Annotated in this window: 24 protein-coding genes and 2 pseudogenes; 18 read left to right on the top strand and 8 right to left on the bottom strand. The window is 68.1% G+C overall.

From position 1 onward, the window contains the following. Window positions 1-27 precede the first annotated feature (27 nt). Both BST11_RS03050 and BST11_RS03045 read right to left on the bottom strand, forming a co-directional pair. Window positions 28-375, bottom strand: a complete 348-nt coding sequence (locus BST11_RS03050) for a VOC family protein (protein WP_083136545.1) — start codon at window positions 373-375, stop codon at window positions 28-30. An 11-nt stretch (window positions 376-386) separates the two neighbouring features. Continuing rightward, complete coding sequence (locus tag BST11_RS03045) at window positions 387-1,655, bottom strand: M18 family aminopeptidase (protein WP_169834868.1); 1,269 nt, start codon at window positions 1,653-1,655, stop codon at window positions 387-389. Window positions 1,656-1,707: 52 nt separating this feature from the next. Here BST11_RS03045 and BST11_RS03040 point away from each other — a divergent pair, with 52 nt between their 5' ends. Both BST11_RS03040 and BST11_RS03035 read left to right on the top strand, forming a co-directional pair. Continuing rightward, window positions 1,708-2,727 carry a Dyp-type peroxidase gene (locus BST11_RS03040; protein WP_083136543.1) on the top strand — a complete coding sequence of 340 codons (1,020 nt, stop codon included), beginning with the start codon at window positions 1,708-1,710 and terminating at the stop codon, window positions 2,725-2,727. Next, entirely contained in the window at window positions 2,724-3,521 is a 798-nt protein-coding gene (locus tag BST11_RS03035) for a family 1 encapsulin nanocompartment shell protein (RefSeq protein ID WP_083136542.1), read from the top strand. Before BST11_RS03040 ends, BST11_RS03035 begins: the two co-directional genes overlap by 4 nt. A 17-nt stretch (window positions 3,522-3,538) precedes the next feature. On the opposite strand, the gene BST11_RS03030 is transcribed toward BST11_RS03035, so the two are convergent. Then, entirely contained in the window at window positions 3,539-5,242 is a 1,704-nt protein-coding gene (locus BST11_RS03030; RefSeq protein ID WP_083136541.1) for an MOSC and FAD-binding oxidoreductase domain-containing protein, read from the bottom strand. Between the two features lie 176 nt (window positions 5,243-5,418). Between BST11_RS03030 and BST11_RS03025 the strand changes: the two genes are divergently transcribed. From BST11_RS03025 to BST11_RS02970, 12 genes are all read left to right on the top strand, one after another. Next, entirely contained in the window at window positions 5,419-6,291 is an 873-nt protein-coding gene (locus tag BST11_RS03025) for an alpha/beta fold hydrolase (RefSeq protein WP_083136540.1), read from the top strand. A gap of 74 nt (window positions 6,292-6,365) precedes the next feature. Continuing rightward, window positions 6,366-7,064, top strand: a complete 699-nt coding sequence (locus tag BST11_RS03020; protein ID WP_083136539.1) for a TetR/AcrR family transcriptional regulator — start codon at window positions 6,366-6,368, stop codon at window positions 7,062-7,064. Beyond that, the gene (locus BST11_RS03015; RefSeq protein ID WP_083136538.1) at window positions 7,061-7,732 is read left to right on the top strand and encodes a TetR/AcrR family transcriptional regulator; all 672 of its coding nucleotides are present in this window, start codon (window positions 7,061-7,063) and stop codon (window positions 7,730-7,732) included. The genes BST11_RS03020 and BST11_RS03015 overlap by 4 nt, the downstream gene beginning before the upstream one ends. A gap of 124 nt (window positions 7,733-7,856) precedes the next feature. Then, window positions 7,857-8,915 carry a zinc-binding alcohol dehydrogenase family protein gene (locus BST11_RS03010; protein WP_083136537.1) on the top strand — a complete coding sequence of 353 codons (1,059 nt, stop codon included), beginning with the start codon at window positions 7,857-7,859 and terminating at the stop codon, window positions 8,913-8,915. Window positions 8,916-8,958: 43 nt separating this feature from the next. Further along, window positions 8,959-9,840 carry a DUF427 domain-containing protein gene (locus BST11_RS03005; protein WP_083136536.1) on the top strand — a complete coding sequence of 294 codons (882 nt, stop codon included), beginning with the start codon at window positions 8,959-8,961 and terminating at the stop codon, window positions 9,838-9,840. Continuing rightward, window positions 9,837-10,268 carry a VOC family protein gene (locus BST11_RS03000; RefSeq protein ID WP_083136535.1) on the top strand — a complete coding sequence of 144 codons (432 nt, stop codon included), beginning with the start codon at window positions 9,837-9,839 and terminating at the stop codon, window positions 10,266-10,268. Before BST11_RS03005 ends, BST11_RS03000 begins: the two co-directional genes overlap by 4 nt. Before the next feature lie 15 nt (window positions 10,269-10,283). Continuing rightward, window positions 10,284-10,877: a TMEM175 family protein gene (locus tag BST11_RS02995; RefSeq protein ID WP_244897476.1), complete on the top strand. Its 594-nt coding sequence runs from the start codon at window positions 10,284-10,286 to the stop codon at window positions 10,875-10,877. Window positions 10,878-10,879: 2 nt separating this feature from the next. Beyond that, the gene (locus tag BST11_RS02990) at window positions 10,880-11,578 is read left to right on the top strand and encodes a haloacid dehalogenase type II (protein WP_083136533.1); all 699 of its coding nucleotides are present in this window, start codon (window positions 10,880-10,882) and stop codon (window positions 11,576-11,578) included. 27 nt (window positions 11,579-11,605) lie between these two features. After that, window positions 11,606-13,063, top strand: a complete 1,458-nt coding sequence (locus BST11_RS02985) for a dihydrolipoyl dehydrogenase family protein (protein WP_083136532.1) — start codon at window positions 11,606-11,608, stop codon at window positions 13,061-13,063. 14 nt (window positions 13,064-13,077) lie between these two features. Continuing rightward, window positions 13,078-13,554 carry a cupin domain-containing protein gene (locus BST11_RS02980; RefSeq protein ID WP_083136531.1) on the top strand — a complete coding sequence of 159 codons (477 nt, stop codon included), beginning with the start codon at window positions 13,078-13,080 and terminating at the stop codon, window positions 13,552-13,554. Between the two features lie 88 nt (window positions 13,555-13,642). Continuing rightward, window positions 13,643-14,125, top strand: a complete 483-nt coding sequence (locus tag BST11_RS02975) for a hypothetical protein (RefSeq protein ID WP_083136530.1) — start codon at window positions 13,643-13,645, stop codon at window positions 14,123-14,125. Between the two features lie 295 nt (window positions 14,126-14,420). After that, a complete protein-coding gene (locus BST11_RS02970) occupies window positions 14,421-15,236 on the top strand; it encodes a lysophospholipid acyltransferase family protein (RefSeq protein ID WP_083136529.1) in 816 nt (271 codons plus the stop codon). Between the two features lie 130 nt (window positions 15,237-15,366). Here BST11_RS02970 and purQ read toward each other — a convergent pair whose 3' ends face one another. The 3 genes and pseudogenes from purQ to BST11_RS02955 all read right to left on the bottom strand — a co-directional run bounded on the left by purQ (window position 15,367) and on the right by BST11_RS02955 (window position 17,061). Then, window positions 15,367-16,041: a phosphoribosylformylglycinamidine synthase subunit PurQ gene (purQ, locus tag BST11_RS02965; RefSeq protein ID WP_083136528.1), complete on the bottom strand. Its 675-nt coding sequence runs from the start codon at window positions 16,039-16,041 to the stop codon at window positions 15,367-15,369. After that, window positions 16,038-16,277 carry a phosphoribosylformylglycinamidine synthase subunit PurS gene (gene purS, locus BST11_RS02960; RefSeq protein WP_083136527.1) on the bottom strand — a complete coding sequence of 80 codons (240 nt, stop codon included), beginning with the start codon at window positions 16,275-16,277 and terminating at the stop codon, window positions 16,038-16,040. The genes purQ and purS overlap by 4 nt, the downstream gene beginning before the upstream one ends. Before the next feature lie 53 nt (window positions 16,278-16,330). After that, window positions 16,331-17,061, bottom strand: a pseudogene (locus tag BST11_RS02955) (ATPase). On the opposite strand from BST11_RS02955, the gene BST11_RS02950 reads away from it, so the two are divergent. Beyond that, on the top strand, window positions 17,038-17,676 hold the full coding sequence (locus tag BST11_RS02950; RefSeq protein ID WP_083136525.1) for an MBL fold metallo-hydrolase: 639 nt from the start codon (window positions 17,038-17,040) through the stop codon (window positions 17,674-17,676). The pseudogene BST11_RS02955 and the gene BST11_RS02950 overlap by 24 nt on opposite strands. Before the next feature lie 5 nt (window positions 17,677-17,681). Here the strand turns inward: BST11_RS02950 and BST11_RS02945 are convergent, their stop codons facing one another. Together BST11_RS02945 and BST11_RS02940 are read right to left on the bottom strand one after the other, a co-directional pair. Then, the gene (locus BST11_RS02945; protein WP_083136524.1) at window positions 17,682-19,358 is read right to left on the bottom strand and encodes an FAD-binding dehydrogenase; all 1,677 of its coding nucleotides are present in this window, start codon (window positions 19,356-19,358) and stop codon (window positions 17,682-17,684) included. Window positions 19,359-19,402: 44 nt separating this feature from the next. Continuing rightward, entirely contained in the window at window positions 19,403-20,107 is a 705-nt protein-coding gene (locus BST11_RS02940; protein WP_083136523.1) for a DUF2334 domain-containing protein, read from the bottom strand. 247 nt (window positions 20,108-20,354) lie between these two features. On the opposite strand from BST11_RS02940, the pseudogene BST11_RS02935 reads away from it, so the two are divergent. The 3 genes and pseudogenes from BST11_RS02935 to BST11_RS02925 all read left to right on the top strand — a co-directional run bounded on the left by BST11_RS02935 (window position 20,355) and on the right by BST11_RS02925 (window position 23,655). After that, window positions 20,355-20,711 (top strand): annotated as a pseudogene (locus tag BST11_RS02935) (IS200/IS605 family transposase). A gap of 36 nt (window positions 20,712-20,747) precedes the next feature. Further along, a complete protein-coding gene (locus tag BST11_RS02930) occupies window positions 20,748-22,064 on the top strand; it encodes an RNA-guided endonuclease InsQ/TnpB family protein (protein ID WP_244897474.1) in 1,317 nt (438 codons plus the stop codon). Continuing rightward, window positions 22,042-23,655, top strand: a complete 1,614-nt coding sequence (locus BST11_RS02925) for a DHA2 family efflux MFS transporter permease subunit (RefSeq protein ID WP_211284615.1) — start codon at window positions 22,042-22,044, stop codon at window positions 23,653-23,655. The genes BST11_RS02930 and BST11_RS02925 overlap by 23 nt, the downstream gene beginning before the upstream one ends. Window positions 23,656-23,658 lie beyond the last annotated feature (3 nt).

Here is a 23,658-nt window from a genome sequence, read left to right as displayed (position 1 = left end):
CGCCCACAGTCTATGGTGGCGCCGTGGTTACTGACCGACCACGCAGAACACGTTGCCCTCTGGGTCGGCCAGCACGACCCAGCGGAAGTTGTCACCGAACCTGTGCCGGCCGACCTCCTTGGCGCCGGCCGCCGTCAGCCGCGACACCTCGCCATCCACGTCGGCGGCGCTGAAGTCGAGGTGCACACGGTTTTTCCCGGGGGTGGGGTCGGGGACCTTCTGAAATCCCAGCTTGGGTCCTTCCGACAGCGTCACCGCGGTGAACTCGTCGGCCAGCAATTCCTGCGTCGTACCGCCGAACTGCTCGGCCCACCACCCGGCCAGCTTCGCGGGGTCGCTGCAGTCGAACGTGACCATCTCCACGTTGAGTGCCATACCGCCAAACCCTATGCCTCAACCGGGTTCGGGGAAAGAAACGCTTGCAGCGCAGCGGAATAGGCCGCCACGTCGTGCGCGCCCATCAGCTCCCGCGCGGAGTGCATGGCAAGCTGGGCGGCGCCGACGTCGACGGTCGGGACGCCGGTGCGCGCCGAAGCCAGCGGCCCGATCGTCGAACCGCATGGCAGGTCGGCGCGGTGCTCGTAGCGCTGCAGCCCGACGCCGGCTTGCCGGCACGCCAGCTCGAAGGCCGCCGCGGTGCGACCGTCGGTGGCATACCGCAGGTTCGGATGCACCTTGAGCACCGGCCCGGCATTGGCCTCGATCAGGTGGCCGGGCTCGTGCCGCTCGGGGTAGTTGGGATGGGTGGCGTGGGCCATGTCGGCCGAGGCCAGCATCGACGCCGGCAGCCGGCGCAGGAAGTCTTCCCGGTTGCCGCCGGCGGCGAGCACGATCCGCTCCAGCACGGTGCCCAACAGGTTGGACTGCGCGCCGTGGTCGGACGACGACCCGACCTCCTCGTGATCGAAAAGCACCAACACGGGTAAAAAGCCCCGCGGCTCGGCGGCGGCCAGCGCCTCCATCCCCGCGTAGCAGCTGGCCTGGTTGTCCAGCCTGGGGGCGCTCAGCAGGCCGGTGTCGGCCCCGATCACCGCCGACGGGGTCAGATCGTGCGTCATCAGGTCGGCGGCCAGCACGTCGGCCGGGGCCACCCCGGCCCGCTCGGCGACGTAGTCCACGAACGAACCCCGTTGTTCCGCAACGCCCCACACCGCGTTGACGTGTCGCTGCGGGTCCAGCGTCACCGACTTGCGGTCCTCGGCCAGGTGGATCGCAAGCTGCGGCACGCGCAGGATGGGGTCGTCGATCCGGACCACCCGGTGGCTGACCCCGGCCCCGTCCCGGACCGACAACCGCCCGCTGACACCCAGGTCCCGGTCCAGCCAGGAGTTGAGCCACGCTCCCCCGTACGGCTCCAGCGCGACCACGCGCCACCCGGCGACGAGCCGGTCCGGATGCTGCTTGACCCGCAGGTTTGGGCTATCGGTGTGCGCGCCGACAATCCGGAACGGGCCGTCGACGCCGGTGGAGTTCCAGGCGACCAATGAGCCGGCCCGCACGGTGAAGTAGCGGCCCGGACGGTCCGGCCAGCGGTCGGTTTCCGCGAGTTCGGCGTACCCCGCCTCCAGTAGCCGGGCGGCCACCGTCGCGCAGACGTGAAACGGCGACGGGGACGCGTCGATGAACTCGCAGAGGCCTGCGGCGCTGGCCGGCATGTTGACCATCATGGCTGTCGGGAAGAGCGGAGTTAACGCTAGGGTCAGCAGAGTGCCGACGGTTCAGCCGCAACCCATCCTCGAGCCGTTGACCCCGGCCGCGATCTTCCTCGTGCTGACCATCGACGACGGCGGAGAGGCGACGGTGCACGAGGCGCTGCCCGACATTTCCGGGCTGGTGCGCGCGATCGGTTTCCGCGAACCCCCGAAGCGGTTGTCGGCGGTCGCCTCAATCGGCTCCGAGGCCTGGGATCGCCTGTTTTCCGGGCCGCGGCCCGCAGAACTGCATCCGTTCATCCCGCTGCGGGGCCCGCGGCACACCGCCCCCGCCACACCCGGGGACCTCTTGTTCCACATTCGGGCCGAAAGCCTGGACGTCTGTTTCGAGTTGGCCGACCGCATCCTGCGGGCGATGGCCGGCGCGGTCACGGTGGTCGACGAGGTGCACGGCTTCCGTTACTTCGACAACCGTGACCTGCTGGGCTTCGTCGACGGCACCGAAAACCCCGACGGCCCACTGGCGGTCAGCGCCACCGCCGTCGGCGACGAGGACCCCGAATTCGCCGGCTCGTGCTACGTGCACGTGCAGAAGTACGTGCACGACATGTCGTCGTGGAATTCGCTGTCGGCCACCGAGCAGGAACTGGTCATCGGCCGGACCAAGCTGGACGACATCGAACTGGACGACGAGAGCAAACCGGACAACTCCCACATCGCCCTCAACATCATCGAAGACGACGACGGCAACGAGCTGAAGATCGTGCGGCACAACATGCCCTTCGGCGAGCTCGGCCAGCGTGAGTACGGCACCTACTTCATCGGCTATTCGCGGACCCCGCGGGTCACCGAGCGGATGCTGGAGAACATGTTCCTCGGCGACCCACCCGGCAACACCGACCGCATCCTCGACTTCTCCACCGCGGTCACGGGCGGACTCTTCTTCTCCCCCACCGTCGACTTCCTCGACGACCCGCCGCCCCTACCCGCGCCACCGGTTACGGCGCGGCCGGTCCTACCCGCATCTGAAGATGGCTCACTCGCGATCGGCAGCCTGAAAGGAATCCCCCGATGAACAACCTCTACCGCGACCTGGCACCGATCACCGAAGTCGCTTGGACGGAAATCGAATTGGAGGCCACCCGGACGTTCAAGCGCCACATCGCCGGGCGACGTGTCGTCGATGTCAGCGAGCCCGGCGGGCCGGTCACGGCGTCGATCAGCACGGGCCGGCTGGTCGATGTCGAGGCGCCCACCGACGGCGTGGAGGCCCACCTGCGGGCGAGCAAACCCCTTGTGCGCCTGCGCGTCCCCTTCACGTTGTCCCGATCGGAGATCGACGACGTCGAACGCGGTTCGAACGACTCCGACTGGGACCCGGTCAAAGCCGCGGCCAAGAAGCTGGCGTTCGTCGAGGACCGCACGATCTTCGAGGGCTACGCGGCCGCATCGATCGAGGGCATCCGCAGCTGCAGCTCCAACCCGCCGCTGACGCTTCCCGAGGATCCGCGCGACATGCCCGATGCCATCTCGCACGCCTTGACCGGGCTGCGGCTGGCCGGTGTCGATGGCCCGTACTCGGTGCTGCTGTCCGCCGAGATCTACACCAAGGTCAGCGAGACCACCGAGCACGGCTATCCCATCCGCGAGCACCTGAACCGGTTGGTCGACGGGGACATCATCTGGGCGCCGGCCATCGACGGTGCCTTCGTGCTGACCACCCGCGGGGGCGACTTCGACCTGCAGCTGGGCACCGACGTCGCGATCGGGTACCTCAACCACGACGCCGAGACCGTGCAGCTGTACCTGCAGGAGACGCTGACGTTCTTGTGCTACACCGCCGAGGCGTCGGTCTGCCTCGCGCCCTGAGAACTCGACGCTCGCGCTTATAGGTCCAGGACGAGGTCGCTCTGGGGCGCCGCCGAGCAGATCAACACTTCGCCCTCGCCGGGCTTTTCCAATGGCGATTGCACGTAGGTCGCCGTCCCCGCGACCACGCCGGCGACGCACACATGACAGACCCCGCTACGGCACGAGAAACGGGTCGGCACATCGCACGCTTCGGCGAGATCGAGGATGCTGCGGTAGTCCGGCGACCAGTTGACGATCAGCCCGCTGCGTGCGAACGTGATCGACGGACCGGTCCCCGGGGTCCCGCCGGGAGGATGGGGCCGCTTGCGCGGCCCGGTCTCGACGACGCCGGGGTTGATCGCCGGTAAGGCACCGAACAATTCGCTGTGAATGTGTGCGGGGTCGATGCCGACGGCGGTGAGGTACTTGGTGATATCGGCCATGAATTGCGTTGGGCCGCAGAGGTATACACCGGCATCGGTCGGCAGGCCTAACGCCGCGATTGCATCCTGGTCAAGGCGACCGTGCGTTTCGGTGTAGAAGACACGCTGCCGCGCATGAGGCAATGACGTCAGTAGGCCACCGACTTCGCTTGCAAAGGCTTCGGTTTCGCGATTTCGCGTGGTGTGCAACCACCAGATGTCGCGGCCGCTACCGGCATCCGACAGCGCATGCAGCATCGCCAGGACGGGCGTCGCCCCGATCCCCGCGGAAAACAGGACCACCGGGCCGCTGCCCTCGGTGAGGCAGAAGTCGCCACGCGGCGCGGCCGCCTCGATCACCGACCCCGACCGCACGTTGGCGTGCAGCCAGCGGCTCACCACGCCGTGGTCCTCGCGTTTGACACTGATCCGGTAGACCCCCGCGCCGGGATCACCCGAAAGCGAGTAGCTGCGCAGCGGCGCCGGTTCGCCGGCCCCCGGAAGCCGCACGGGAAGGTATTGGCCCGGCAGCGGTGCAGGCAGAGCGGTGCCGTCGGCGGACTCGAGACGAACCGACAGCACCTGTGGGCTTTCGCGGCAGGTCCGGGTGACCCGCAACGGACGAAATCCGGTCCATCCCCCGATAGGTGGCGCGACCGCGGGTGCGGCGCTCTCCTGCCCGGCCAGCATGTCGCGGAAGGACTGCTGCCAGCCGGGGCTCAGCGCCGGGACGTCGACGGCCTTGCGGAGTTGCTCGGCATTGCGACCCGGTAGATACAACAGCGCGTCGACATCGGCGACGCTGAGTTCGTGGCGGCCGCGCCGGGTCCGCACGATGTCGTCGCCGGCGCGGACGCGGCCCTCGGCGATCACGCGGAAGTAGAACCCCGGACGGTGATGGGCGACAAGTAGATTGGGCATCTCGGGCTCGTCGAGACGCAGGCCGACGCGAAAGCAGGTGACGCGAGGCTGGGTGACTTCGAATTCGGCGTCCCCGATCCGGTAGCGGTCGCCGATGCAGACGTCGTCGTCGGCGAGCCCCGTGACGGTGAAGTTCTCGCCGAAATGGCCGGGTTCCAAGTCGTCGCGCCCCAGGTAGGTCTTCCAGTAGTCATACGACTCGCTCTGGTACACCATGACGGCGCGCTGTTCGCCACCGTGGCCGGCCAAATCGCCCTGCCCGTCCCCGTCGATGTTGATGCGGCGCACCATGACGGGCCCCGCGACCGGCGTCTTCCATATTCCGGTGTGGACGGTTTTGCCGTGCCATCGCAGGTCCTTGGGCATGCCCACGTTGACCGAAACAAGCTTGCCCACCGTGTCGCCTCTAAGCGCGTCAACCGCCCCTAAATTGGGATGACTGGCCCAGAGTAGGACATCCCGATGTGCGGGGCAACGCCCCGGGACTGTTGCGCCCGTCCGCTTTGGTGCATACTGGGTCATGCAACCCAAAATGGCAAGATCGCCGCGCGCGTGGGCTCAGGAGGTACGTCATGCCGGCTGTTCATCATCGGTACGCCACCGTCGACGGCCGTCGACTGTTCTACCGCGAGGCCGGTGATCCCGACGCGCCCACGGTCCTGCTTCTGCACGGGTTTCCCACCAGTTCCCACATGTTCCGCAACCTGATACCCGCGCTCGCCGACCGCTACCACGTGATCGCGTCCGACCACGTGGGATTCGGGCTCTCCGAAGCGCCGCCCGTCGAGGAGTTCGATTACACCTTCGACGCGCTCACCGACCTGACCGCCGGCCTGCTGCGCACGCTCGGCGTCGATCGGTATGCCATGTACGTGCAGGACTACGGCGCCCCGATCGGCTGGCGGCTGGCACTGCGTGACCCGTCCGCGATCACCGCGATCGTCACGCAGAACGGCAACGGTTACGACGCGGGATTCGTCGAGAGCTTCTGGAAGGTGGTGTGGGCCTACCAACGCGAGCAGACGGCCGACACCGAGGCCGCGGTGCGCAAATTCCTCACGTTGGCCGCCACCCGGTGGCAATACGTCACCGGCGTCGCCGACGAGACACTGGTCGACCCGGAATCCTGGCATCACGACTATGCGCTGATTTCCCGTCCCGGCAACGACGAGGTGCAGCTGAAGCTGCTGCGCGACTACGCCACCAACGCGCCGCTGTATCCCCGCCTGCACGAATACTTTCGCGCCCGCCGCTTGCCGCTGCTGGCGGTGTGGGGCCGCGGCGACGAGATCTTCGGCCCGGCCGGCGCCGAAGCTTTCGCCGGCGACCTACCCGACGCCGAGATCCATCTGCTCGACGGCGGTCACTTCCTGCTCGAGTCCGCACTGGACGAAGTCACCGAGCTGATCCGCGAGTTCCTCGCCAAGGTGTACGTGTTCGCCTGAAAACGCCCGCGCGCCACGGGCGTCAATGGGTTGAATATCCCAGAGTTCGGGCGCCCGCGGGTTAGCCTGACGCAATGGCCCATCCCGATGTTCGAGACGAACAACGGTTGACCGCCAAGGGGCGCGCCACCCGCGACCGGATCGTGGCGGCGGCCGCTCACCTGATCGTCACCGAGGGCCTGTCCGCGTCGAACCTGGAGAGCGTGCGCCGCGCCGCATCGGTCAGCGGCTCGCAGCTGGCACACTATTTCGCCGACAAGAGCGCGCTGATCCGCGCGGTCATCCGGCGCCAGATCGGCGTGGTCCTCGACTTTCACCGCCAGCCCAGGCTCCGGGGGCTGCATTCGTTCGACGACTTCGAGCGGTGGATCGATCTCAACATGCGCTACCTCAGGCGCATCGGATACTCCGGCACCCCCACCTATCACGCGCTGGCCGCGCAGCTGGCGAAGTCGGACGACGCGACGCGCCAGACGCTGGCGGCGGGCTATCGGCAATGGATTGGCTTGCTGCAGCAGGCGATTCAGCGCATGAAGGACGACGGCGTCGTGGTCGCAGACGCCGACCCCCGCCGGTTGGCGACGGTCATCGTGACCGCACACCAGGGGGGCGGCACCCTGGCCTTCACCTACCGGGCGGAATGGCCGCACGCCGACGCCGTGCGCTTCGCGGTCAACTATCTGCGCACGTTCGCCGCCGACCCCGCCGAGCGGGTTGCCCGGCCGGCCCGGCGCGTCCGCGGCCGGGTCGGACAGCGTAGCGCCGCATCGTGACCGACGACGGTGCAACGCGGTTCACCCGCAAGGGGCTGGCGACCCGGGCACGGATCGTCGGGGTCGCCGCGCGGCTCATGTTCGAACGAGGCGTCGCCAACACCAGCATCGACCAGGTGCGGCGCGCGGCGGGGGTAGGCGGCTCGCAGATCTCGCACTACTTCCGCGACAAACGAGATCTCACCCGCCACGTCGTGGCCGCACGGCGCGACGACGTGCAGGGCTTTCACACCCGCGCACCGTTCGGCGACCTCGACACCCTCGACGCCCTGCAGGCGTGGGCCCACGCGTGCGTGGCCGACATAGACGCCGTGTACCGCGTCGGCGGCTGCGTCTACGGCTCTTTGGCCGGCGAACTGATCGACGCCGACGACGAAATCCACGACGACCTCTCCGCCGGCTACGACCGGTGGATCGGGCTGTTTCAGACCGGCCTCGCGGCGATGCGCCGCCGCGGCGATCTGCGGCCCGAAGCCGACCCGCGCCACCTGGCCGCCGCCTTGGTCGCCGCCCACCAGGGCGGCGCGCTGATCACGTTCGCCACCGGTGATCCCGAGCCGCTGCGGGTCGCCGTCAATGCCGGCGTCGACTACGTGCGCTCCTTCGCGGCGGGTGCCCCGCCCCGCAAGGGCCGATCGGGCACCAACCGTCGCCGAGGTAAGTCCTGACCGACCCCGCCCTGGACAGAATGGGTCTACTGGCCCATAATACTGGGTTGGTTGGCCCATTCATTTTGGATGGGGACGGCGGGCATAATCGCAGGGCGACACACGAGTGGGGAAGAGGCGGGAAGTGTCGGTGACCGATTCACCCCAGCTGCCCAGCGCGCCGGCGGTGGTGCGGGAGCAACCCGGGGGCGAAACCATGCGCGCGATCGTCCTGAAGGGCTTCGGCGGCCTGGACAGCCTCGTCTACACCGATATCCCCAAGCCGCTGCCCCGCGACGGCGAAGTGGTGATCGAAGTCAAGGCGTTCGGCATCAATCACGCCGAGCTGCACATGCGTAGGGGCGAGTGGGCCGAGGCCGCCGAGGTCAGCGGCATCGAGTGCGTCGGAATCGTCGACTCGTGTCCGGGCGGTGAATTCCCGGTGGGCGCCAAGGTCGCGGCGCTGATGGGCGGCTTGGGGCGGACCATCAACGGCAGCTACGCCGAATACACGCGCGTGCGCGCGTCGAACGTCGCCCTCATCGAGTCCGACCTGCCCTGGTCGGACCTGGCGGCGCTGCCCGAAACCTACGCGGTCGCCTGGACATGCCTATTTCGCAACCTCGACCTGAAGGCCGGGCAGACATTGGTGCTGCGCGGCGCGACGTCGTCGTTCGGGCAGTCCTCCCTCAAGATGGCCGTCGCCGCGGGCGCGCGCGTCATCGCCACCGCGCGCAGCCGCGACCGCTTCGCCATGCTCGAGCGGCTGGGCGCAGCACGCGTCGTGATGGAACGTGGCGACCTGGCCGCGCACCTACCCGAATCACAAGCCGAAGCCAAGCGGATCGATGCCGTCCTGGACCTGGTCGGCAATAGCACCATCCTGGACTCCCTCGACATGCTGCGCCGCGGCGGCACGGCGTGTCTGGCGGGTTGGCTGGGCGGGCTGGACCCCATCGGCGACTTCAACCCGTTGCTGCGCATGGCCTCCGGCGTGAACTGGAACTTCTTCGGCAGCTTCGTGTTTGGCACGCCGGGGTTCCCGCTGTCCGACGTGCCGCTGCAGGACATCGCTCGGCAGGTCGCCGAGGGAAAGTTGGAGGCAAAGCCGTCGCGCCTCTTCTCGTTCGACGAGATCCACGAGGCACACAGGGTGATGGAGGCCGGGGAAGCCGGCGGCAAGATGGTCGTCGTGCTGGATTAGCTTGGCCGCGAGCGACTTCCGCGTACAAAGAGAGGACACGACGATGGGGCTGGCGTGGCAGCAGGGCCCACTGGCGACCGCATCGGTGGGCCACTTCATCACCGAGCAGCCGATGCCGCCGCGGTTGCTGTTCGCCGAACCCCTGCGGCGCCGCATGCGGGTGCACTTCGCCGACCGGTGGATCGCCGACAGCGAGGACGTCATCCTGCTGCACGAGCCGGGCCGTTATCCGGTCGCGTATTTCCCCCTCGGCGACGTCGAGGCGGGGATCCTGACCGCCGAGGACCGGGTGACCCAACACAAGGACCTGGGCGACACCCAGTGGTTCACCGTCAAAGTTGGCGCGCGAGAGGCGAACCACAGCGCGTGGCAGCACACTTCGTTGCCGCCCCACGCGGCGATCCTCGACGGCCGGCTGGCCTTCGCCTGGCGCTCCATGGACGCCTTCTACGAAGAGAACGAACGCATCGTCGGGCACGCCGCCGATGCCTACCACCGCATCGACATCCGCTCGACCTCACGGCATCTGGTCGTCAAGGTCGGCGATCGCGTCGTCGCCGACACGAAGCACCCGTTGGCGCTGTACGAATCGGGTTTCGCGCCCCGCTGGTATGTGCCGCGCGAGGATATCGACGGCTCCCACCTGAAACTCGTTGAGCTCCAGACGTTTTGCCCGTACAAGGGCATATGTTCCTACTACGACGTCGGCGACCGCAAGCGCGCCGCCTGGTCCTACGTCAACGCGTGGCCCGAGGTGGGCCGTGTCACCAATCTGGTGTCCTTCGAACCCGACAAGGTCGACGTGTACCTCGACGGCAAACAGCTGCACCTCGAACCCGGCCAGACCGTCCTGCCCCATGGCGTCGACCGCGGGCTCGACACCGACGAGGTGCTGCGGAAGACGCCCACCGGGAGCGCCCGATGAAGGCGCTGCTGGAGGTCGTCATCCTGCCCGTCGCGGTTCCCGACCGGTCGCTGCGTTTCTACCGCGACCAGGTGGGATTCAACCTCGACGTCGACTACGCGCCCACCCCCGAGTTCCGGGTCCTCCAGCTCACGCCCGAGGGCTCGGCCGCCTCGATCCAGTTCGGCGTCGGCCTGACCGACGCGCCGCCGGGCTCGGTCCGGGGCCTCTATCTGGTGGTCGGCGATATCGAGGCCTGCCGCACGGAGCTGACCGGGCGCGGGGTGGACGTCGGCGCGATCCACCACAAGGACACCGACGGCGGCTGGCGCGGCGGCTTCCGTCCGGGCGTGGCACCGGACCGCGCCGATTACGCGAGCTTCGCCGACTTCCACGATCCCGACGGCAACGCGTGGGTGTTGCAGGAACGAAACCACCAGCAAGGGTAGCGGCGGGAGGTAGCGGTGGCTGTGCGAAAGACCAGTCCAGACCGGGTGGGAGCGTTCTCCGACGGCGTGTTCGCGGTGCTCATCACGATCCTGGTTCTGGAGCTCAAGCCGCCGACGGCCCACAGCTTCAGCGCGCTGTTCCCGCTGTGGCCCACGGGGCTGAGCTATGTGGTCAGTTATCTGTTCATCGCGATCGTCTGGGTCAACCATCACCACCTGCTCAGCTTCGCCGGTGAGACGACGCCGCGGCTGGTGTGGTCGAATTTCGCCCACCTCTTCTCGGTGTCGCTCATCCCGATCACCACCGAGTGGATCGCCGACAGCAGGCTGGCCGGCCCGCCCGTGACCCTGTACGCGTCCGTGTTCGTCCTCGTCAACATCACCTATGTCGCTCTGTGTTTCGAGGTCGTGGATCGGCCCGCAAACGAGGACGTCCCGCAGCGCATGCGGAGACTGATGCGGATGAGGTCGTTCATCACCATCGCCGCCTTCGTGTCGGCGGCGGTGGTTGCGCTATGGTGGCCCGTGGTCGCGATGGTGCTGATCTGTCTGTGCCTGATCTGGTACCTGCGGCCGGGTATTCCCGCGCCCAAGAACGCCGCGCCCTAGCCATGGTGAAGCCGTCTGTCCTCGTTTTCGACGTGAACGAGACTCTAGTCGATATCGACTCGCTGGCACCGCTTTTCGCCGACCGCTTCGGCGACGAACGGGTGCTGCGGGAATGGTTCGCGCAGCTCGTGATGTACTCGATGACCGTCACCCTGGCGGGCAACTACGTCACCTTCCCCGCGCTCGGCCGGGGCGTGCTGCGCATGCTCGGCGCGGTCTACCACGTCGACGTGACCGATGACGATCTGGACCGCCTGACCACTGGCCTGCTCACGATGCCGGCACACCCGGATGCGGCCGAAGGGCTGGCCGCGCTGCGCGACAACGGCTTTCGCCTCGTGACGCTGACGAACTCACCGCCCAATCCGAACGGGCCGACGGCGCTGCAGAATTCGGGGCTGGCCGGCTTTTTCGAGCACCAGCTGAGCGTCGATGCCCGCCGCGCCTTCAAGCCGGCCCCGACGGTCTACCGCTACGTGTGCGAAACGCTGGGTGTGGCGCCCGCCGAGTGCATGATGGTGGCCGCCCACGTCTGGGACACCCTCGGCGCGCAGCACGTCGGCTTCAGCTCGGCCCTCATCACCCGGCCGGGCAACCCACCGCTGCCGGTGGACGGGCTGGCCCAACCGACCCTCGTGGCCAGCGACCTGCGCGAGCTGGCCGAGCGCCTCACCGCGGGGCGGCCTCGAATGGACAACTGATCGAGACCACCGGGAGGATCTTCCACCATGGCAGCAGACACCGAACGGGACTACGACGTCGTCGTCCTCGGCGCCGGGCCGATCGGACAGAACGCGGCGGAGCGCGCCCGTGCGGCGGGCTTGAGCGTCGCGCTGGTGGAGCGCGAACTGGTCGGGGGCGAATGCTCCTATTGGGCGTGTGTGCCGAGTAAAGCGTTGCTGCGTCCTGTGATTGCGGTCTCGGACGCCCGCAGGGTCGACGGTGCGCGCGAGGCGGTCAGCGGCCCGATCAGCAACGCGGGCGTCTTCGGTCGCCGCAACCGCTACGTCACCGACTGGGACGACAGCGGCCAGGCCGACTGGGTGAGCGGGATCGGCGCCACCCTGGTGCGCGGCCATGGGCGCCTGGATGGCCCGCGCCGGGTCGCCGTCGCCGCGCCCGGCGGCGAGCGGACGACGCTGACCGTGCGGCACGCCGTCGTCGTCTGCACGGGAAGCCGGCCCGTCCTCCCCGATCTGCCCGGTATCGACGAGGCCAGGCCGTGGACCAACCGCCGGGCGACCGACAGCAGCGACGTTCCGCAGGCGCTCGCCGTCGTCGGCGCCGGCGGTGTCGGCGTCGAAATGGCCACCGCCTGGCAGGGATTGGGCTCCCAGGTGACGCTGCTGGCGCGAGGGTCAGGCCTATTGCCGCGGATGGAGCCCTTCGTGGGCGAACTCATCGGGCGCGGTCTCGCCGACGCGGGCGTGGATGTTCGGGTGGGGGTATCGGTCCGCGCGCTGCGGCGGCCCGCCGGCGGGCGGGTGGCCATCGAATTGGACGACGGATCCGAAATCCACGTCGACGAAGTACTTTTCGCCACCGGCCGCGCGCCGCTGACCGACGACATCGGCCTGGAAACGGCGGGGTTGACGCCGGGCAGTTGGCTCGAGGTCGACGACACCTGCCGGGTGCGGGCCGTGGCCGACGGTTGGCTCTACGCGGCCGGCGATGTCAACCACCGGGCCCTGCTGACGCATCAGGGCAAATATCAGGGCCGCATCGCCGGGGCGGCCATCGGGGCGCGCGCGGCGGGCAGGCCGCTGGACACCGCGCCCTGGGGCGCGCACGCGACCACCGCCGACCACCACGCCGTGCCGCAGGCGTTCTTCACCGACCCGGAAGCGGCCGCCGTCGGCCTGACGGCCCGGCAGGCCGAGCAGGCCGGACACCGGGTCCACACGGTCGACGTGGAGACCGGCGACGTCGTGATGGGGGCCAAGCTCTACGCGGACGGGTACACCGGTCGGGCCCGGATGGTGGTCGACGCCGACGGCGGCCACCTGCTCGGTGTCACCCTGGTCGGCCCCGGGGTCACCGAGATGCTGCACTCGGCCACCATCGCCGTCGCCGGGCAGGTGCCCGTCGACCGGTTATGGCACGCCGTGCCCTGCTTCCCGACGATCAGCGAGCTCTGGCTGAGGCTGCTCGAGGCCTACCGGGACTCGACGGCACAAGACGACTGACGGGCGCATCGCACATGGGAACCTCGGACGGATTCCACCCCGACTTCGACGGGACCGCAATGGAAGTCACCCACGGCCGGGTGCACCACGTCAAGGCGTCGGACATCAGTTCCGACACCGCACAGTCGGAGGGCCTGCGCCGATTCGCCGCCCTCAGCGGCAAGTCGGTGGGCGCCGAGAAGCTGTGGATGGGTGAGACGCACGCGTCGCCGGCGACCGTGTCGTCGAACCATCACCACGGCGAATCGGAGACCGCGATCTATGTGCGCAGCGGCCATCCGGAGTTCGTCTTCCACGACGGCACCCGCGAGGTGCGCATCTCTACCGAGCCCGGCGATTACGTGTTCATCCCGCCGTACCTGCCGCACCGCGAGGAAAACCCCGACCCGGGCTCCATCGCCGAGGTCGTGATCGCCCGCAGCACCCAAGAGGCCATCGTGGTCAACCTGCCGCGGCTGTACCCGCTGGGCGACTTGGGCGACGCCACGTAGGTCGCTCAGGCAATTCTCAACAAGTTCTTTGCTCGCGGCTAGCTTGGCTCCAAGGATCCGCAAAGCCACTGGCCTCACCATCGATCTCATGACGAGTGAGCCGCTGTGCGCAAACCTGGTCGAACGCTACCTGCGCACCCGCGGCAGCCGGTACTTCCGCGGCCAGCACGACGGCGAATTCTTCTACGTCGCCAACACCCGTCCGCGGCGCCTGCACGTCCACCTCGAGGTGTGTCCGACGCACGGCGACGTGCTGATGGTCCGGGTAGCGCCCGCGTGTTTCTTTCCCGCCACCGCCCGTCCCTGCCTGATGCACTTCGCCGACACGTGGAACCGGCAGGACCGGGAAGTCATCGCGATCGTGCACGGTTCCTCCGATCCGCAGCGCATCGGCGTGGTGGCGCGCCGGTCGCAGTGGATCCGCGGAAACCTCAAACACTTCGACGATTTCGCGACTTTCGTCGACACCGTCATCGCGGACGCGATCGACCTCTTCGGTCAGCTGGACCCCGCCGTCGAGATCGCCGACTTACCCTCGACGGCGCCGCCGCTGGTGTGCGACGCCGGCTGAAGGCGCCGGCGGGGGTCGCGAGCGTAACCGCGCTGCGAGATCATGGGCGGTATTTCGCAGCGCGGTTACGCTCGGCGCCAACCACCAGCCGGCGCACGTCTGCGAGCCGATCAGGCCGAAACCCCCTGTGACAAGAACCCTTTCGAATATCGTCTCCCCCCGCGCGGCCACCCCAGCAAATGAATTTGATATTCTCCAAAATGGAGAGTCTCATATGTCAAAGGGCGTTGAGGTTTGGGACGGCCGTCACATCGGCAACCAATAGCAAATGCCAGAGAAACGACAGGGGGGAGCCATGCGGGGCAGCGGGGTGGAAGCGGCCGACAATCACGAGACCGCCAAATGGGATCCAGCCTTCACCGAACAGGCCACCAAGGCCATCGGACCCGTCATCAAGCGGTGGTATCGCGCCGAGGTGCGAAACATCGAGAACGTCCCGGCCGCCGGTGGAGCCCTCGTGGTGTCCAACCACTCCGGCGGCATGTTGACGCCGGACGTGTTGATCTTCTCGCCGGCGTTCTACAACAGCTTCGGGTATGACCGGCCCGTCTACACCCTGGCCCACTACGGCCTGTTCCTGGGCCCGTTGGACGGATGGCTGCGCCGCCTCGGGGTCATCGAGGCCAGCCGGGAGAACGCCGCGGCCGCCCTGCATTCGGGCGCGGTGGTCTTGGTGTTCCCGGGCGGCGACTACGACTCCTACCGGCCCACCTTCCAGGCGAACACCATCGACTTCAATGGCCGCACCGGCTACGTCAGGACCGCCGTCGAAGCCGGGGTCCCGATCGTGCCCACCGTGTCCATCGGCGCCCAGGAGACCCAGCTGTTTTTGACCCGTGGTAACTGGCTGGCCCGCAAGCTGGGGCTTACCAAGGCCCGGATGGACATCCTGCCGGTCAGCTTCGGCTTCCCGTTCGGCCTGAGCGTGATCTTTCCGCCCAACCTGCCGTTGCCGGCCAAGATCGTCACCGAGGTGCTCGAGCCGATCGACGTCGGCGCCCGCTTCGGCGACGATCCCGACGTCGACGAGGTCGACGCCCACGTGCGCGCGGTCATGAGCGCCGCGCTCAAGCGGCTGGCGGGCAGGCGCCGCCTGCCCATTCTGGGCTGACGGCACGGACAGGCCTGACCGGATCGCCGGCAACCAGATCAGGTGGCCAGACCTTCGGCGACCCGCACGGGGCCACCGGCGCGTTGACCGCGGCCCTTAGCGAATTACGCAGCGCCGCAAGGGTTCCCGCTCAGGCGGCCAGCACGGCGTCCAGCGCCGAGTAGAACAGGCCCAGGCCGTCGTCGGAGGGACCGGTCAGGGCCTCGATGGCGTGTTCGGGGTGCGGCATGAGCCCGACCACGCGACCGTTGGCCGAGCTGATGCCCGCGATGTCGCGCTGCGAGCCGTTGAGGTTGTCGTGGTAGCGAAACACCACCCGGCCCTCGCCCTCCAGTTCGTCGAGCACGTTGTCGGGGGCGACGTAGCGGCCCTCGCCGGACTTCAGCGGCACCAGCAGGTCGGCGCCGGGCTCGAAACGCGACGTCCAGGCAGTCGAGGTGGAGGCCACCCGCAGCCACACATCGCGGCAGATGAAGTGCAGGCCCGCGTTGCGGGTTAGCGCCCCGGGCAGCAATCCCGCCTCGCAGATCACCTGAAAACCGTTGCAAATTCCCAATACCGGCATGCCGTCACGTGCGGCGTCGACCACTTCGGACATTACCGGGGCGAACCTGGCGATCGCACCCGCCCGCAGGTAGTCGCCGTAGGAAAAGCCGCCGGGCACCACCACGGCGTCGACTCCCTTGAGGTCGGTGTCGGCATGCCACAGGGCGACCGCCTCGGCGCCGACGCGCCGCGCCGCGCGGGCGGCGTCCACGTCGTCGAGCGTGCCGGGGAAGGTGATCACACCGATCCGCGCCGTCACTGCGCCTCCCTGCTGATCGTCCAGTCCTCGATCACGGTGTTGGCCAACAGCGATTCCGCTATCTCGGCCAGCGTCGAGTCGTCGATGGTGTCGTCGACCTCCAGCTCAAACCTCTTGCCCTGCCTGACATCTGAGATCCCCGGATGGCCGAGCCGACCCAGCGCGCCGACAATGGCCTGACCCTGCGGGTCGAGAATCTCCGCTTTGGGCATCACATGAACGACGACCCGGCTCACCGGCGCTCCTCCTCAGCTGCGTTTTCGGAGCTAACTCTACCGGCGCTTCCGGGTCACGGGCACGAGGCGATGTAGGCGTCACACAGCGGGGCGGCCATGGAGTTCAGCACGGGGTCGTCCGCCATCGACGGCCAGGACACCTGCGGTGGCCCCGACGACCATAGCGTGAGCTCGCTGATCGTGCTGCTCGCGACGTGGGCCACCAGGTACGTGTGCGCGACCACCGGGCCGCTGATCACCGCGGCCATCCGGTTGGCGTCGTCGCTGGTGAGGGATGGCGACTCCGCCGGGGCCTGCTGTTGGCAGGCGCGCAGCGCGGCGACGGCGGTGCTGAACACCGAGGCCGCGATCGCGCCGCCGCGGGCCGTGTCCCCGCGCCAGTGCAGGATCTGGGCCTGCAACTGCCACTGGCCGTCGGGGTGGGTGATCGTCGCGCGGGCCGCCACCGCCGAGTCGCGCGCGTCCTGCGGCACCGCCGGCGTGGCGCAAAGGTCCTCGAACCGGAACCTCGCCGTCCGGGTGCCCGTCAGCGGGACCGCCGAACCCGCCAGCGCGGGCCAGCCGTATACCGAGTCCAGCGGCACCGCGCGCTGCCGCATCCACGCGGCGTCGGGTATCTGGTCGCACACGGGCGGGCAGGTCTCGGGGTCCGCGGGTGCGGGCGCCACGACGATGAGTGACACGGCGAAGCCGCCGACAACCAGCATCGTCGCCAGGATCACCCGCATCGGCATCACCCCTTCAGGGCACAATCGTAGACATGCAATTGACGCATTTTGGCCACTCCTGCTTACTCGCCGAGTTCGACAACACGCGTGTCCTCTTTGATCCCGGTTCCTTCGCCCACGGTTTCGAGGGGATCACCGGCCTGACCGCCATCCTCGTCACCCATCAGCACCCCGACCACGTCGACGTCGGGCGGTTGCCGTCGCTGCTCGAGGGCAACCCGGACGCGGCACTCTACGCGGACCCGCAAACCACCGCCCAGCTCGGCGATCCGTGCCGGGCGGTGCACGTCGGCGACGAGCTGCAGATCGGCGGGCTCACGGTCCGGGCCGTGGGCGGCCGGCACGCCGTGATCCACCCGGAAATCCCTGTGATAGAGAACATTTCGTACCTGGTCGGCGACGGAGGACACGCGGCGCGGTTGATGCATCCCGGCGACGCGCTCTTCGTGCCCGACGAGCCGGTGGACGTGTTGGCCACCCCGGCGGCCGCCCCGTGGATGAGCATCGCCGAGGCCGTCGACTACCTGCGCGCCGTGGCCCCCGAGCGTGCGGTGCCCATCCACCAGGGCATCGTCGCCCCCGACGCGCGGGGCATCTACTACGGCCGACTCACCGAGATGACCAGCACCGACTTCCAGGTGCTCCCCGAGGAAACCTCGGTCGCCTTCTAGGCGCGCTAGGAAATGTCGTCGGCGGCGCCGCGGCCGGCCGCGCGACCCGAGAAGATGCAGCCGCCCAGGAACGTGCCCTCGAGCGCCCGGTAGCCGTGGACGCCGCCCCCGCCGAACCCGGCGACCTCACCCGCGGCGTACAGCCCGGTGAGCGGAGTCCCGTCGGCCTTGAGAACCCGGCCGGCGAGGTCAGTCTCGATGCCGCCCAACGTCTTTCGGGTCAGGATGTGCAGCTTGACCGCGATCAGCGGCCCGGCCTTCGGGTCGGTCAGCCGATGCGGCGCCACCACCCGGCCCAGCCGGTCGCCCAGGTAGTTGCGGGCGGCCCGGATCGCGGTGATCTGGCCGTCCTTGCTGAACTTGTTGGCCACCTCGCGATCGCGCGCGGTGACCTCGGCCTCGACGGTGGCGTAGTCCAGCGGCTGGACGTCGGGCAGCTTGTTCATCGCGGTCACCAATTCGCGCAACGAGTCCGCGCTGACGAAGTCCACGCCCCGGTCGATGAAGGCCTGGACCGGCGCGGGCGGTCCGGAGCTGGCGCGGTTGCGCAGCAGTTCCCGCACGCTCTGCCCGGTCAGGTCGGGGTTCTGCTCCTGACCCGACAGCGCGAACTCCTTCTCGATGATCTTGGCGTTCAACACAAACCAGGTGTAGTCGTACCCGGACTTGGTGATGTACTCGAGCGTGCCAAGGGTATCGAACCCGGGGTACAGCGGGACCGGCAACCGCTTGCCGGACGCGTCCAGCCACAGCGAAGACGGGCCCGGGATGATGCGGATGCCGTGCAGCGGCCAGACCGGGTCGTAGTTGGTGATGCCCTCCGTGTAGTGCCACATCCGGTCGGGGTTGATCACGCGCGCGCCGGCGCGCTGGGAGATGGCGATCATCCTGCCGTCGACGTGTGCGGGCACGCCGCTGAGCAGTTGCTCGGGGACGCGGCCCATGCGCTTCGGCCAGTTCTTGCGCACCAGGTCATGATTGCCGCCGATGCCGCCACTGGTGACCAGCACCGCGGGCGCACGAAACTCGAATTGCCCCACCGCCTTTCGCGGCGACGCCACTCCCCGCGGCGCGGCCGACGGCTCCAGCACCGTGCCCCGGACGCCGGTCACCGCGTCCCCCGCGCCGCCCTCTAGGATCAACTCGTCCACCTGGTGTCGGTGTGCGAAGCGCACGGTCGAGCGGTCGCGCAGCCGGCGCGCGAAGATTTCTACCAATGCCGGGCCGGTGCCCCACGTGATGTGAAACCGCGGGACCGAATTTCCATGTCCCTGTGCGCCGTAGCCGCCGCGCTCGGCCCAGCCCACCAACGGAAAGATCTTGAGTCCCCGCTCACGCAGCCAGGCGCGTTTCTCCCCGGCCGCGAAATCGACGTAGGCGTGCGCCCATTGGCGCGGCCAGTAGTCCTCGGGCCGGTCGAAGGCCGCGGTGCCGAGCCAGTCCTGCAGGGCCAATTCGTGACTGTCGCGGATACCCAGGCGACGCTGCTCCGGGCTGTCGACGAAGAACAGGCCGCCGAACGACCAGAAGGCCTGACCCCCCAGATTGGCGCTGTTCTCCTGGTCGAGGATCAGCACCCGCAGGCCGCGGTCCACCAGTTCGCAGGCAGCCACCAGCCCCGACAGCCCGGCGCCGACGACGATGGCGTCAGCGGCGAACCCCGCGGCCGAAGAATCGCTCATGTCCGACCAGGGTAGTGCCCGCGGCGAGCGGGGCCGATGGGGCGCTAGGCGGCGTCGACGATCGCCCTATCGGACCGCCACCGGTAGACCGTTGGGGTGCATCCGTGCATCAAGGCCAAGTCGACGGCGTCCAGCAGGGCCTGCAGCGGGCCCGGCTTGTGCAATTGGTGCGCCGCCACCGCAATCCGCACCAGGCCGCCGCGGCGCGCGATCCGCTCCGCAGACAGCACGACCATGCGGCACCACCAGGGCTCGGTCACGAAGCCCTCTCCGATACCCAGCACCCGGGAGCGCACGGTGACGTGGCGGACTAGGTCGGTGACCCCATGCAGGTCGGCAAGGAGCCGAAAGCCGTTCTGCGGCAGGGCCTTCACGACGCCCGGCGAAACCACCCAGCCCGGTGCCGCGAAGAGCCGGGTGCGCAGGCCGAGGTGCTCGAGCACGCGGTCGGCGCCCATCAGCCGCAGGTTGGCCTCATGGGCGCGCAGGATCGCGAATTCGCCGCGGCGCGTCTTGGCGGCCGGGTCGTCGTAGCCGTGCAGCACGATGGCGTCCCCGCCGGCCCGACGGCCGGTCAGCCACTCGACCGTGCTCGGGTCGCGGTCCAGCCGGTAGTCACCCCTGAGCCGGGGAGCTACCAGGAACGACACCGGGACCTCGCGGGCGTCCATTTGTGCGCAGAAGGCCGCTACGTCGTCGCGGGTGCGGGCGCCGATCCCCGAGACCGAGACGATCAATTTTCCAGACACACCCGCAGTTTGACGATCCCAGGTGTCGGAACGGTGAAGGACACGCAGACGTCAGGCGTATATCGGCCCCTGGCCCACAGACGATCGCCCGGGCCAAACTACCGGGTGATCGGGCGTAGGTAGCGTGGCAAAATCCCGGCATTGGTCGAATGGTAAGCGCGCGAAGTTCGTGCTGGTGGCGGGTAGCGGCTCGGCTTGTCGATCTGTAACGCAGTAAGTAGAGAAGCGCTGTCCCATTTTGTCGCTTGTGGATGTTACGTTGCGCTGGAATGCGAGTATCGCGTTCCAGTGTGCATATCACCTGGTGTGGTGCCCGAAGTATCGCCGCAAAGTGATCGGCGGCGGATGGAGGCGCGGCTAAGGAACTCATCACCGAGGTAGTAACCGAGAGGGGTTGATCGGGTTGGAGACCACGACTGATCATGCGCCACCTGCTCGTGGAGGTGGATCCGCGGTTCGAGGTGTGCACACGCTGGTCAAGGCCATCATGGGACGGTCGTCGCGGGTGTTGAGTGAGGAGTTTCCGTGGCTGGAATCGCGGTTACCGCCGTTGTGGACGAACTTGTATTTTGTGGCCACCGTGGCAGGGCGTGGTGGTCGGTGATAAAGCACTACGTCGAAACGCAAAAGGACCGTTGAGATGTTGACCGGCCGGCGGTTCCGGGTCGAGTTCTCCGACGAACAGGCAGAGTTCGCCCAGCGGATCGGTGGCGCGTGTCGGGCGTTGTGGAACACCGGATTGGAGCAGCGCCGCGAATACCGGCGCCGCGGAGCGTGGATGAACTACGCGCGCCAGGCCGCCGAGCTCGCGCAAGCCAAGAACGAGCAGCCGTGGCTTGAAGACGTACCGGGACACTGCCTGCAGCAGACGCTGATGGATCTGGATCGCGCGTGCCGCGAGCACGGAACGTTTCGCGTGCACTGGCGCTCAAGTCGGCGGTGGGCCCCGTCATTCCGGTTTCCCGAGGGCAACAAGATGCTCGTCGAGCAGCTGAATCGGCGGCATGCGCGGGTGAAGCTGCCCAAACTGGGCTGGGTTAAGTTCCGGTGCGCGCGATCACTGAACGGGGCGACTATCCGCTCAGCAACGGTGTCGCGTGATGCCGATCAGTGGTTCGTGTCACTGCTAGTCGACGACGGCATTCAGCGTCCCGACTGCCACGCACAGCCAGGTACGGCGGTGGGTGTTGACCGCGGTGTGGTCGTCGCAATCGCCGCCAGCAGAGGTGACCTACTGAATCGCCGGTTCGTCACGGTTGGCGAGCAGCAGCGCAGGATGGCGCTGCAGCGCCAGTTGGCGCGCACCACCACATACTCTCGCAACCGCAACAAGATCCGGACCAAGCTGGCTGGCCTGCGGGCCCGTGAACGCCGCCGCCGTCAGGACTTCTGCGCCCAAACCGCCCACCGGCTGACCGTCGGCCATGAACTGGTTGTGCTCGAAGCGCTGCAGATCAGAAATATGACGCGGCGGGCGCGGCCCGTCGAAGACCCCGAAAACCCGGGCCAGTACCTGGCAAATGGCGCCGCTAGCAAGTCGTGTTTGAACAACGCAATATTGTCGAAGGGTTGGTTTCGATTTGAGACAGCATTGATGTCGGCATCGCGCTACAGCGGAACACAGATTGTGAAAGTTCCGGCAGCGTTCACCTCACAACGGTGCTCGGCGTGCGGACATGTGGACCCCAAATCCCGCGAGAGTCAAGCGGTATTTAAGTGCACCCACTGTTTCGCACCTGCCCAGCACGCGGATGTCAACGCCGCCAAAAACATACTGGCCGCAGGGCTTGCGGTCACCGCCTGCCGAGAAGCGCAGCACCGCAGGTGCTGGCGCGACAGCGAAGCAGGAACCAGCAGGAAACCGCGAGGAATTACTGCCCCAACCCGCCTACCAGGTTGGAATCCCCCGGCTTCAGCCACGGGGAGGACGTCAAATGCTAAGCAACGCCATGGATAAGGCCCGATCCACAGCGGCCGACACCCCGCCGCCCGCCGCCCCCGCCGGGCAACCGGGCGCCCATGTCTATCCCGACAAGCTCGATGCGGGGCTGCTGCGCATCTCCGGCGTGTGCGTGCTGGCCGCCGTGATGGCCATCCTGGACGTCACCGTCGTCGCGGTCGCGCAACGCACCTTCATCGGCCAATTCGGATCAACCCAGGCGGTCGTCGGTTGGACGATGACCGGCTACACGCTCGCGCTGGCCGCCGTGATACCGCTGACGGGCTGGGCCGCCGACCGGTTCGGCACCAAACGGCTGTTCATGGGATCGGTGGTGGCCTTCGCGCTGGGCTCGCTGTTGTGCGCTGTGGCGTCAACGATCGTGCAGCTCATCGTGTTTCGATTCGTGCAGGGCATCGGCGGTGGCATGTTGATGCCGCTGGGATTCATGATCATGACCCGCGAAGCGGGCCCCGGGCGGCTCGGCCGTCTGATGTCAATCCTGAGCATCCCCATGCTGCTCGCCCCGATCGGCGGGCCGATCCTGGGCGGTTGGCTCATCGACACGTCCAGCTGGAGATGGATCTTCCTGATCAACCTGCCGATCGGGCTCATCACGCTGATTTTGGCGGCGGTCGTGTTTCCCCGGGACCACCCCGCGCGGTCGGAAACGTTCGACGTCGTCGGCGGACTGCTGCTGTCGCCCGGGCTGGCGACGTTCCTGTTCGCGGTGTCGTCCGTGCCGCGCTGCGGGACGGTGGCCGATCGCCGCGTCTTGATACCGGCAGCCATCGGCCTGGTGTTGGTCGCCGCTTTCGTCGCGCACGCGCGGCGCCACATCGACCACCCCCTCATCGATCTGCGGCTGTTCCAGAACAAGGTGATCACCCAGGCCAACGTGACGATGCTGCTGTTCGCCACCGCCTTTTTCGGCGCCGGCCTGCTGCTGCCGAGCTACTTCCAGCAGGTGCTGCACCAGACGCCGATGCAGGCGGGCCTGCACATGATTCCCCAGGGCCTGGGCGCCATGCTGACGATGCGGCTGACCGGACCGCTGGTGGACAGGCAGGGCCCCGGCAAGATCGTGCTGGTCGGCATCGCGCTGATCATCGCCGGCCTGGGCGCCTTCGCCTTCGGCGTGGCCCAGCAGGCGCAGTACCTGCCGACGCTGCTGACCGGTTTGGCGGTCATGGGCCTCGGCATGGGCTGCACCATGATGCCGCTCTCCGTTGCGTCGGTGCAGGCGCTGTCCGTCCACCAGATCGCGCGCGGCACGACGCTGATGAGCGTCAGCCACCAGGTGGGTGGTTCGATGGGGACCGCGCTGATGTCGATGATCCTCACCAATCAGTTCAGCCGCAGCGAGAACGTCGCGGCGGCAAACGAACTCGCGACGCTGCAACAGAAGGCAGCCGCCACCGGGGTGCCGGTCGACCCGTCCGCGGTCCCCCCGCGCACGCTCGCCCCCGGTTTCTCGGGCGGCCTGCTGCACGACCTATCTCACGCGTACACAACGGTATTCGTGATCGGGGTCGCGTTGGTGGCGCTCACGTTGGTTCCGGCGGTATTTCTCCCGAAGCAGCCGGCCAGTCAAACGGCTCACGAATAACCC

Source organism: Mycobacterium alsense, from assembly GCF_002086635.1.
Lineage (GTDB): Bacteria > Actinomycetota > Actinomycetes > Mycobacteriales > Mycobacteriaceae > Mycobacterium > Mycobacterium alsense.
This window is presented reverse-complemented; position numbering and strand designations above follow the sequence as displayed.

What these genes read in the sequence shown, in the direction of transcription:
- BST11_RS03020 (WP_083136539.1), top strand. Translation starts at nt 6,366, where the DNA reads ATGGCCCATCCCGATGTTCGAGACGAACAACGGTTGACCGCCAAGGGG.
- BST11_RS03005 (WP_083136536.1), top strand. Translation starts at nt 8,959, where the DNA reads ATGGGGCTGGCGTGGCAGCAGGGCCCACTGGCGACCGCATCGGTGGGC.
- BST11_RS03025 (WP_083136540.1), top strand. Translation starts at nt 5,419, where the DNA reads ATGCCGGCTGTTCATCATCGGTACGCCACCGTCGACGGCCGTCGACTG.
- BST11_RS03000 (WP_083136535.1), top strand. Translation starts at nt 9,837, where the DNA reads ATGAAGGCGCTGCTGGAGGTCGTCATCCTGCCCGTCGCGGTTCCCGAC.
- BST11_RS03045 (WP_169834868.1), bottom strand. Translation starts at nt 1,655, where the DNA reads ATGCCGGCCAGCGCCGCAGGCCTCTGCGAGTTCATCGACGCGTCCCCG.
- BST11_RS02930 (WP_244897474.1), top strand. Translation starts at nt 20,748, where the DNA reads ATGTTGACCGGCCGGCGGTTCCGGGTCGAGTTCTCCGACGAACAGGCA.
- BST11_RS02970 (WP_083136529.1), top strand. Translation starts at nt 14,421, where the DNA reads ATGCGGGGCAGCGGGGTGGAAGCGGCCGACAATCACGAGACCGCCAAA.
- BST11_RS02925 (WP_211284615.1), top strand. Translation starts at nt 22,042, where the DNA reads ATGCTAAGCAACGCCATGGATAAGGCCCGATCCACAGCGGCCGACACC.
- BST11_RS02990 (WP_083136533.1), top strand. Translation starts at nt 10,880, where the DNA reads ATGGTGAAGCCGTCTGTCCTCGTTTTCGACGTGAACGAGACTCTAGTC.
- BST11_RS03050 (WP_083136545.1), bottom strand. Translation starts at nt 375, where the DNA reads ATGGCACTCAACGTGGAGATGGTCACGTTCGACTGCAGCGACCCCGCG.
- BST11_RS02950 (WP_083136525.1), top strand. Translation starts at nt 17,038, where the DNA reads ATGCAATTGACGCATTTTGGCCACTCCTGCTTACTCGCCGAGTTCGAC.
- BST11_RS02945 (WP_083136524.1), bottom strand. Translation starts at nt 19,358, where the DNA reads ATGAGCGATTCTTCGGCCGCGGGGTTCGCCGCTGACGCCATCGTCGTC.
- BST11_RS02980 (WP_083136531.1), top strand. Translation starts at nt 13,078, where the DNA reads ATGGGAACCTCGGACGGATTCCACCCCGACTTCGACGGGACCGCAATG.
- BST11_RS03035 (WP_083136542.1), top strand. Translation starts at nt 2,724, where the DNA reads ATGAACAACCTCTACCGCGACCTGGCACCGATCACCGAAGTCGCTTGG.
- BST11_RS02975 (WP_083136530.1), top strand. Translation starts at nt 13,643, where the DNA reads ATGACGAGTGAGCCGCTGTGCGCAAACCTGGTCGAACGCTACCTGCGC.
- BST11_RS02985 (WP_083136532.1), top strand. Translation starts at nt 11,606, where the DNA reads ATGGCAGCAGACACCGAACGGGACTACGACGTCGTCGTCCTCGGCGCC.